Source organism: Streptomyces sp. NBC_00669, assembly GCF_036226785.1.
In the GTDB taxonomy this organism is placed as follows: Bacteria; Actinomycetota; Actinomycetes; order Streptomycetales; family Streptomycetaceae; genus Actinacidiphila.
The window spans coordinates 6,734,045-6,743,670 of the sequence record NZ_CP109018.1 but is presented as its reverse complement, the minus strand read 5'-3'; the positions used below and the strand labels follow the sequence as shown (position 1 = coordinate 6,743,670).

The following is a 9,626-nucleotide window of genomic DNA, read 5'->3' as shown; positions in this document are numbered from 1 at the left end:
AGGCGCAAAGCGGGGGTAAGTCGGTTGGCACGCTTGTGCTTAAACTGCGGTCTCTTCGGTCATCCGGATGAGGGCCGCGGCGTCCATGTCGTCGATCGACTCGGTGCTGTCCTCCGCCGACGAGCCGTCGTCCGAGGCGCTGTTCACCAGTTCCAGGAGCGCGTCGAGCAGTCCCGACGCCCGCAGGCGGTTGATCGGGATCGATGTCAGCACGTCCCGGATCTCGTCCTCTTCCGACGAGCGGCGGCCGTTCGGCACGGTGCCGGGCATGGCGACCGGGATCATGTACTGGGTGACGGCGATCGCGGTGGGATGGTCGAAGACGAGCGTGGTCGGCAGCTTGAGGCCGGTCGCCTGGGTCAGGCGGTTGCGCAGTTCGACCGCGGAGAGCGAGTCGAAGCCCAGCTCCTTGAAGGCCCGGCCCGGGTCCACCGCCGATCCCGACGCGTGCCCGAGCACCGCCGCGACCTGCGCGGTCACCAGGTCCAGCGTCACCTGCTCCCAGTCCTCCCGTCCCACCTGGGCCAGCCGGGAGGCCAGCGACCCGTTCCCGCTCGCGGCCCGGGCCTGCCGGACCTGGACCCGTACGAGTCCGGCGAGCAAGGGCGGCGCCATCCCCTGCCGGGCCTGCGCCCGGATCGAGGCGAGGTCCAGTTGGACCGGGGCGACCAGCGCGGCGTCCACCCGCTGTGCCGCGTCGAGCAGTTCGAGCCCCAGCTCCGTGGGCAGCGGCTGGAGACCCAGCCGGTTCAGCCTGGTCAGGTCGGCGTCGTCCAGCTCACCGGTCATCCCGGTGCGGGTCTCCCACAGGCCCCAGGCCAGCGATACGGCCGGACGGCCCTGCGCCCGGCGCCGCGCGGCGACCGCGTCCAGTACGGCGTTGGCGGCGGCGTAGTTGCCCTGCCCGGGATTGCCGATCAACGCGGCCACCGAGGAGAACAGCACGAACGACTGGAGGTCGGTGCCGGCCGTCAACTCGTCGAGCAGCAGCGCCGCGTCGACCTTCGGCCGCATCACCCGGTCCAACTGCTCGGGGCTCAGCGACGCCACCACTCCGTCGTCCAGGACGCCGGCCGCGTGCACCACGCCCGCCAGCGGAACCTCCAACGAACCGAGGAGAGCGGACAGTTGCTCCCGGTCCGCCACATCACACGCAGCGACCCGCACCCGGCACCCGGCCGCTTCCAACTCCGCGACCAACTCACCCGCGCCCGGCGCCTCCAGACCCCGCCTCGACGCCAGCACCAGATGCCGCGCACCACCGGCAGTGACCAAGTGCCGTGCCACCAGCGCACCCAGACCCCCGGTGCCACCCGTCACCAGTACGGCGTGGCCCGGGTCCGCCGGCTGCGGAACCGTGAACACCACCTTGCCGGTGTTACGCCCCTCCCGCAGGAACCGGAACGCCTCCGCATACCGGCGGATATCCCAAGTACGGATGGGCGCGTGCGACAACATGCCCCCGTCGAGCATCTCCAGAATCTCGCCGAGCATCTGCCCCAGCCGCTCAGGACTGACCTCGAACAAGTCGAACGCCCGGTACTCCACACCCGGATGAGCCTCGGCCACCGCCTGCGGGTCGCGAACATCCGCCTTCCCCATCTCCAGGAACCGCCCACCCCGCGGCAACAACCCGAGCGAGGCGTCAACGAACTCACCCGCCAACGCGTCCAGCACCACATCCACACCCGCACCGCCGGTCTCCCGCGCGAACACCTCCGCGAACTCCAGGTCACGCGACGACGCGATCCGCTCGCTCGGCACACCCAGGGCCCGTACGGCATCCCACTTCGCCGGACTCGCCGTCGCGTAGACCTCCGCACCCAGATGCGCGGCGATCTGCACCGCCGCCATCCCGACACCGCCAGCCGCGGAATGCACCAGCACCCGCTCCCCGGCCGCCAACCCGCCGAGGTCCACCAGCCCGTAATAGGCGGTCAGGTACACCACCGGCACCGCGGCCGCCTGCTCGAACGACCAGCCCTCGGGCATCGGCGCGACCATCCGCCGATCCGCGATCGCCGCCGTACCGAACGACTCGAGGATCAGGCCCATCACCCGGTCACCGGGCGCCAGGTCCGTGACCCCGGGACCGGTCTCCAGGACGATCCCCGCCGCCTCACTGCCGAGCGGCGCGTCACCCGGGTACACGCCCAACGCGATCAGCACGTCACGGAAGTTGAGCCCCGCGGCCCGCACCGCGACCCGGACCTCGCCCGCCGCCAGCGGACGATCGGCACCGGACGGAACCAGGGCCAGGCCCTCCAGCGATCCCTTCGCGACCGACGCCAACCGCCACGGCCCCTCGGCGGGCACGGTGGCCCGCGTCAGCCGGGGTGCCAGCACCCGTCCCTCACGCACGGCCACCTGCGGCTCGTCGAGCAGGGCCAGCGTGGCCCAGTCCGGCTCCGCCTTCCCGCCGACAGCCTCCAGGTCCGACTCCGGGTCCAGGGCCGGGGCCAGGGCCGGGTCGAGGTCCACCAGCACGAACCGCCCCGGGTGCTCGGACTGCGCGCTGCGCACCAGACCCCACGCGGCAGCAGCCGCCACATCCGGCGCCTCCCCACCGGTCGAGACCGCACCCCGCGTCACCAGCACCAACCGCGCACCCGACAACGCATCCGCGGCCAGCCACCCCTGCACCAGACCCAGCGTCCGCGCCGCCACCGCCCGTGCGGCGTCGGCTTCGTCGCCAGGACCTGACGTGGCACCGACCGTGGCGACCACCACGTCCGGCGCCGCCGCGCCCGCGGCCAGGGTCGACTCCAGGGCGTCCAGATCCGCGTAGCGCTCACCGGGGCCGGCCGGTCCGCCGAGCAGGGCCACCGGCACCAGGGCCGGCACCAACCCGGCGTCGTCCGCCGCCCGGACCGGGACCCACTCCACCGTGAAGAGGCTGTCCTGCCCGTTGCCCTGCGCGCGTTCGAGCTGCGCCTGGTCGACGGGACGGAAGGCGACGGCGTCCACCGCCGCGATCACGGCCCCCGAGTCGTCGGCCATGTCGATACGGAACGCGGAGTCGCCCGTGGGAGTGAGCATGACCCGGGCCCGCGGCCCGGACGCCGGCCCGGTCCTGATCCCCGACCACGCGAAGGGCAGGCCCACCGGGGAGCCGGCCTGCATCTCCAGCAGGCTGCCGTGCAACGCGGCGTCCAGCAGCGCCGGGTGGATGCCGAACCCCTGGCCGGAACCGGCGTGGTCGTCCGGCAGGACCACCTCGGCGTAGACCTGCTCGCCGTCGCGCCAGGCCGCCTGCAAGCCCTGGAACAGCGGCCCGTACTCGTAACCGGCCTCCGACAGCCGCTCGTACAGCCCCTCGACCGGCACCGCGACGGCGCCCTCCGGCGGCCAGTACGCGGGGAACGGCACCGCGGGAGCCTCGACCTCCGAGCCGAGCTTGCCGCGGGCGTGGCAGGTGGGCTGGGCGGCGGCCTCCTGCCCACCGCTCTCACCCGGCGCGGTGTAGATCGCGAGGTCACGGCGTCCGTCCTCGTCCGGCGCTCCGACGGTGACCTGGAGATCGAGCGCCGCGCCCTCGGCCAGCAGCAACGGAACCTGCAACACCAGTTCCTCGACGACCGGGCACCCCGCGCGCGCCCCCGCCGCCAGCGCCAACTCCACCAGCGCGGCCCCCGGCACGATCACCATGCCGAACACCGCGTGATCGCGCGTCCACGGCTGGGCCTCCTGCGATACCCGCCCGGTGAACACCCACTCGTCACGGTCGCCGACCCGCACCGCGGCCGACAGCATCGGATGCCCGAACCGCGCCAACCCAGCACCCGCCAGATCACCGCCCCCGGCCCCCACCGGCAGCCAATACCGCGACCGCTGGAACGCATACCCCGGCAGATCAACCCGCCGACCGCCACTCTCGGCAAAGAACGCGGACCAATCCACCCCCACACCCGCCACATGCGCCTCAGCAAGCGACATCGCGAACCGACCCGGACCACCCTCACCACGCCGCAACGACCCGATCACCCGAACCCGATCACCACCCTCCACCTCACCCACCGTCTCCGACACCGCAGAAACCAACACCGGATGCGGCGACATCTCCACAAAGAACCCCGCACCCTCCGCCACCAACTCCCGCACCGCACCCTCAAAACCCACCTGCCCACGCAAATTCCTGAACCAATACCCCCCATCCAACATCTCCGTCCCCACAAACCCACCCACCGCCGTCGAATAGAACGGCACCCGCCCCGAAACCGGCACAAGAGGCGCCAACACCTCCAACAACGCCTCCTCCATCACCCCCACCTGAGCCGAATGCGACGCATAATCCACCGGCACCCGCCGCGCCCGCACCCCCTCCCGCTTCCACCCCTCCAACAACTCCTCCAACAACCCCGCCTCACCCGACACCACCACCGACCGCGGAGAATTCACCGCCGCCACCGACACCCGACCCCCATACCCCGCAACCACCTCAGCCACCTCACCAGCCGGCAACCCCACCGACACCATCCCCCCCAACCCCGCCAACAACTCCCCCACCAAACGCGACCGCAACACCACCACCCGCACCGCATCCACCAACGACAAACCCCCCGCCACATACGCCGCCGCAATCTCCCCCTGCGAATGCCCCACCACCACATCCGGCTCCACCCCACACGACCGCCACAACGCCGCCAACCCCACCATCACCGCAAACAACACCGGCTGCACCACATCCACCCGCTCCAACGACGGCGCACCCTCAACCCCCCGCAACACCTCCACCACACTCCAATCCACCAACCCACCCAACGCCTCATCACACGCCGCCACCTCCCCCGCAAACACCACAGAAGAATCCAACAACCCCACCGCCATACCCACCCACTGCGCACCCTGACCAGGAAAAACAAACACCGTCTTCCCCGACACCGAACGATCCTGCACCACCCCCACACCCGGCTCACCCACCGACAACGCCACCAACCCCGCCAACAAACCCTCACGATCACCAGCAGACACCGCAGCACGATGCTCCAAATGCGCCCGCGTCGTCGCCGCCGAGAACGCCGTATCCAACACACCAAGCTCCGACCGCGCCAGCAGATGCTCCCGCAACCGACCCGCCTGCGCCCGCAACCCCACCTCATCCCTCGCCGACACCACCACCGGCACCAACGGCGGTTCGGTCCGGTCGCCGGCCCCGATCGGCCCCCCGGTCCCGGTGACCGCCTCGGGCTCCGGAGCCTCCTCGGCCGCTTCTTCGAGGATGACGTGGGCGTTGGTGCCGGATATCCCGAAGGAGGACACGCCCGCGCGGCGGACCCGCTCCCCGACCGGCCAGGGCCGCGCGCCGGTCAGCAGCCTGACCGCACCCGACTCCCAGTCCACGTGCGGAGACGGCGCGTCCACGTGCAGCGTCGCGGGCAGCACCTCGTGCCGGAGCGCCTGCACCATCTTGATCACCCCGGCCACCCCGGCGGCCGCCTGCGTGTGGCCGATGTTCGACTTCATCGAGCCGAGCCACAACGGCCGCTCGGCGTCGCGGCCTTGCCCGTACGTCGCCAGCAACGCCTCGGCCTCGATCGGGTCACCCAGCCGGGTGCCCGTGCCGTGTGCCTCCACCGCGTCGACGTCGGCGGGGCCGAGCCCGGCCGACGCCAGCGCCGCCCGGATCACCCGCTGCTGGGCCGGACCGCTCGGCGCCGTAAGCCCGTTGGACGCGCCGTCGTGGTTGACGGCCGAGCCGCGCAGCAGCGCCAGGACCCGGTGGCCGTTCCGCTTGGCGTCGCTCAGCCGCTCGACCGCGAGGACCCCGGCGCCCTCCGCCCAGCCGGTGCCGTCGGCCGCCGCCGAGAACGCCTTGCAGCGGCCGTCGGTCGCGAGGCCGCTCTGCCGGCTGAACTCGGCGAATATCCCGGGGCTGGCCATGACGGTGGCCCCGCCGGCCAGCGCCAGCGTGCACTCGCCCGAGCGCAGCGCCTGCGCGGCGAGGTGCAGCGCCACCAGCGAGGAGGAGCACGCGGTGTCCACGGTGAACGTGGGGCCGTGCAGGCCGAGCGCGTAGGCGACGCGTCCGGAGGCGACGCTGGGGCTGTTGCCGGTCAGCAGGTAGCCGTCGTACCCGTCGGCCTGCTCGTGCAGCCGCGGGCCGTAGTCCTGGGCCATCACCCCGGTGAACACGCCGACCTGGCCGCCGCGCAGCGTGGCGGGGTCGATGCCGGCGTCCTCCAGCGCCTGCCAGGCCGTTTCGAGCAGCAGCCGCTGCTGCGGGTCCATGGCCGTCGCCTCGCGGGGGCTGATCCCGAAGAAGTCCGGGTCGAACTCGTCCGCGTCGTGCAGGAAGCCGCCGTTCCTGGTGTACGAGGTGCCCGAGCGGCCCCGGGTCGGGTCGTAGAGCGCCGCCAGGTCCCAGCCGCGGTTGTCGGGGAACTCCCCGATCGCGTCACGGCCGCCGGCGACGAGTTCCCACAGCGACTCGGGCGAGTTGGCGTCGCCGGGGTACCGGCAGGCCATCCCGACGATCGCCAGCGGTTCCGAGCTCGCCGCCGGCGGCCCGGCCGGCTGGTCGAGGTCCGTGCCGGCGGCCGTGTCCCCGGCCAGTTCCGCGCGCAGGTGACGGGCGAGCGCGGCCGGCGTCGGATGCGCGAACACCAGCGTGTCCGGCAGTTCGAGGCCGGTGGCTGCGGCGAGCCGGCCGCGCAGCTCGACCGCGGCCCCCGAGTCGAGCCCGAGGTCCTTGAACGTCCGGGTGACGTCGACGGCGCCCGGTGCCGCGTGCCCGAGGGTGATGGCGGTCGCCTTCTGGACGAGGCCCACCAGGTCCTCGGTGCGGCCCGCGGTGTCCGCGGCGGGCTCCCGGTCGGGCCGGGCCGGTTCGGCCGGCCGCGGCAGGACCTCCGCCGCCCCGCCCGGGCGGCCGTCGGACGCGTCCGGGACGGCGAACCAGTAGCGCTCGCGCTGGAAGGCGTACGTCGGCAGGGGGACGCGGCTGGCGGCGCCCGGCGCCGGTTCCCAGTCGAGGGCGCCGCCCTGCACGTAGTACTGGCCGACCGCGGTGAAGAACTGCCGGAGGCTGCCGTGGCCGCGGCGGAGTGTTCCGGTCGCGAGCGAGTCGGTGACCCCCGCGTCCCGCAGCGTCTCCCCGATGCTGCCGACCAGTCCCGGGTGCGGGCTGGTCTCGACGAAGGCACGGTGGTGGTCGGCGAGCGCGGCCCGGACGGCCGACTCGAACTCGACGGTCTGGCGGAGGTTGCGGAACCAGTAGGCGGCGGTCAGTTCGGTGGTGTCCAGCAGGCCACCGGTGACGGTCGAGTAGAAGGCCAGTTCCGCCCGCCGGGGCCGGATCGAGCCGAGCAGCCGCAGCAGGTCCTGCTCGATGGCGTCGACCTGCGGTGAGTGCGACGCGTAGTCGATCGGGACCTCGCGGACGCGGACGCCGTCGGCCCGGCACGCGGCCATCAACTCCACGAGCGCGGCGGGGTCACCGGAGACCACGGTGCTGCCGGGGCCGTTCACGGCGCCGACGCCGAGCAGGCCGGGGTAGCCGGCGATCCGGCCGCGGACCGCGTCGACCGGCTCGGCCACCGACACCATCCCGCCGAGGCCGGCCACGGCGTTGAGGGCCTGGCCGCGCAGCGCGACGACGGCGGCGGCGTCGGACAGGGACAGCGCGCCGGCGACATGCGCGGCGGCGATCTCGCCCTGGGAGTGCCCGATCACGGCGTCCGGGGTGACGCCCTGCGCCTGCCAGAGGCGGGCCAGGGCGACCATCACGGCGAACAGCACCGGCTGCACGACGTCGCCCCGGTCCAGCGACGGGGCCCCGGGCAGCTCGCGCACCACGTCGAGCACCGACCAGTCCTGGTACTCGGCGAGCGCTTGCGCGGCCGCGGTCAGGTGCTCGGCGAAGACGGGGGAGGTGTCCAGCAACTCCCGGGCCATGCCCGCCCACTGCGAGCCCTGCCCGGGGAAGACGAAGACGGTCCCGCCGACGGCGCGGGCGGTGCCCTCCACCACGTTCGCCGCCTGGTCGCCGGTCTCCAGGGCCTGGAGCCCGGCGCGGAACTCCGCGGGGCCGGCGCCGAGGACGACGGCGCGCTGCTCGAACGCCTGGCGCGTGGTGGCGAGGGACAGACCCGTGTCGGCGGTGGGCACGCCGGGCCGCGACTCGACGTGCGCGCGCAGCCGGCCCGCCTGTGCCCGCAGCGCGGGCGCGGTACGGCCGGACAGCGGCCAGCCGTGCGCGGCGACGTGGTCGGTGGGAACGGCCGGCCGGGTCCGCGTCTGCGGCTCGCCCGACAGCGGCTCGCCCGACGGGAGTTCAGCGGACGGCAGTTCAGCGGACGGGAGTTCAGCGGACGGCACTTCGGCCGACGGCGGCTCGGCCACGATGAGATGGCAGTTGGTGCCGCCCATGCCGAAGGAGCTGACCCCCGCTATCAGCCGGTGCTGCTCCTCCGGCCACGGCCCTTCCGCACGCTGCACGCTCAGACCGAGTTCGGCCAGCGGGATGGCGGGGTGGGGGTGCTCGAAGTTGAGGCTGGCCGGAACGCGGCGGCGCTCGATGCTGAGCAGCACCTTCAGCAGCCCGGCGACGCCGGCCGCGCCTTCCAGGTGCCCGATGTTGGTCTTCACCGAGCCGACGAGCAGCGGCGTGGCCGCCGGCCGGCCCGCGCCGAGCGTGGCGCCCAGCGCCGCCGCCTCGATCGGGTCGCCGACCTTGGTGCCGGTGCCGTGCAGTTCGACGTACTGGACGTCGTCCGGCCGGACGCCGGCCGCCTGGACCGCCAGCCGGATGACGTCGCGCTGCGCCTGCTCGCTGGGCACGGTGAGGCCGTCGGTGCGGCCGTCGTTGTTGACGGCGCTGCCCAGGATCAGGCCGTAGATGCGGTCGCCGTCGGCCTGTGCCCGCTCCGCGCTCTTGAGGACGACGACGGCGCCGCCCTCGCCCCGGACGAAGCCGTTGGCGCGGGCGTCGAAGGTGTAGCAACGCCCGTCCGGGGAGAGCGCGTTGAACTGCTCCGTCATGGCGGTGCTGCCCGGGTCCAGCATGAGGTTGACCCCGCCCGCCAGGGCCAGGTCCGTCTCGCCGCGCCGGATGCTCTCGGCGGCCAGGTGCACCGAGACCAGCGAGGAGGACTGCGCGGAGTCCACGGTCAGGCTCGGCCCGCGCAGGCCCAGGCTGTAGGAGACCCGGTTCGCGATGATCCCCCGGTTCAGGCCGGTCAGCGTGTAGCGGTTGACGTCCCCCTGCCGGCGGGCCAGCAAGGTGGCGTAGTCGCTGGAGATGCTGGCGAGGAACACGCCCGCGCGGCTCCCGGACAGGCCGGCCGGAACGATGCCCGCGTCCTCCAGCGCCTCCCAGCACAGCTCCAGGACGACGCGCTGCTGCGGGTCCATCGCCGCCGCCTCGTTCGGGGAGACGCCGAAGAACCCGGCGTCGAACGCGTCGATGTCGTCGACGAATCCGCCCGGCCAGTCGACGCCGGCCGGAATCGACGCCCGGTTCTTGTCGGACGCCATTCCCATGGCGTGCCGGCCGTCGCGAAGCATTTCCCAGAGACCGTCCGGGGTGGCGGCTCCTGGCAGCCGGCAGGAAATGCCGACTATCGCGATGCTCGCTCCGCTACCAGTGGGGGATTCAGTCATCGATTTCTCCACAGAGGTCCGACTGG

The 9,626-nt window shown here is 73.1% G+C and carries 1 protein-coding gene; it reads right to left on the bottom strand.

Annotated features, from left to right (window positions below; genetic code table 11):
- Nucleotides 1-39: 39 nt before the first annotated feature.
- A complete protein-coding gene (locus OG896_RS28500; protein ID WP_329369906.1) occupies nt 40-9,600 on the bottom strand; it encodes a type I polyketide synthase in 9,561 nt (3,186 codons plus the stop codon).
- Nucleotides 9,601-9,626: the final 26 nt, after the last annotated feature.

Bases quoted from the DNA above. Each gene is read 5' to 3' on its own strand.
- OG896_RS28500 (WP_329369906.1), bottom strand. From the start codon at position 9,600: ATGACTGAATCCCCCACTGGTAGCGGAGCGAGCATCGCGATAGTCGGC.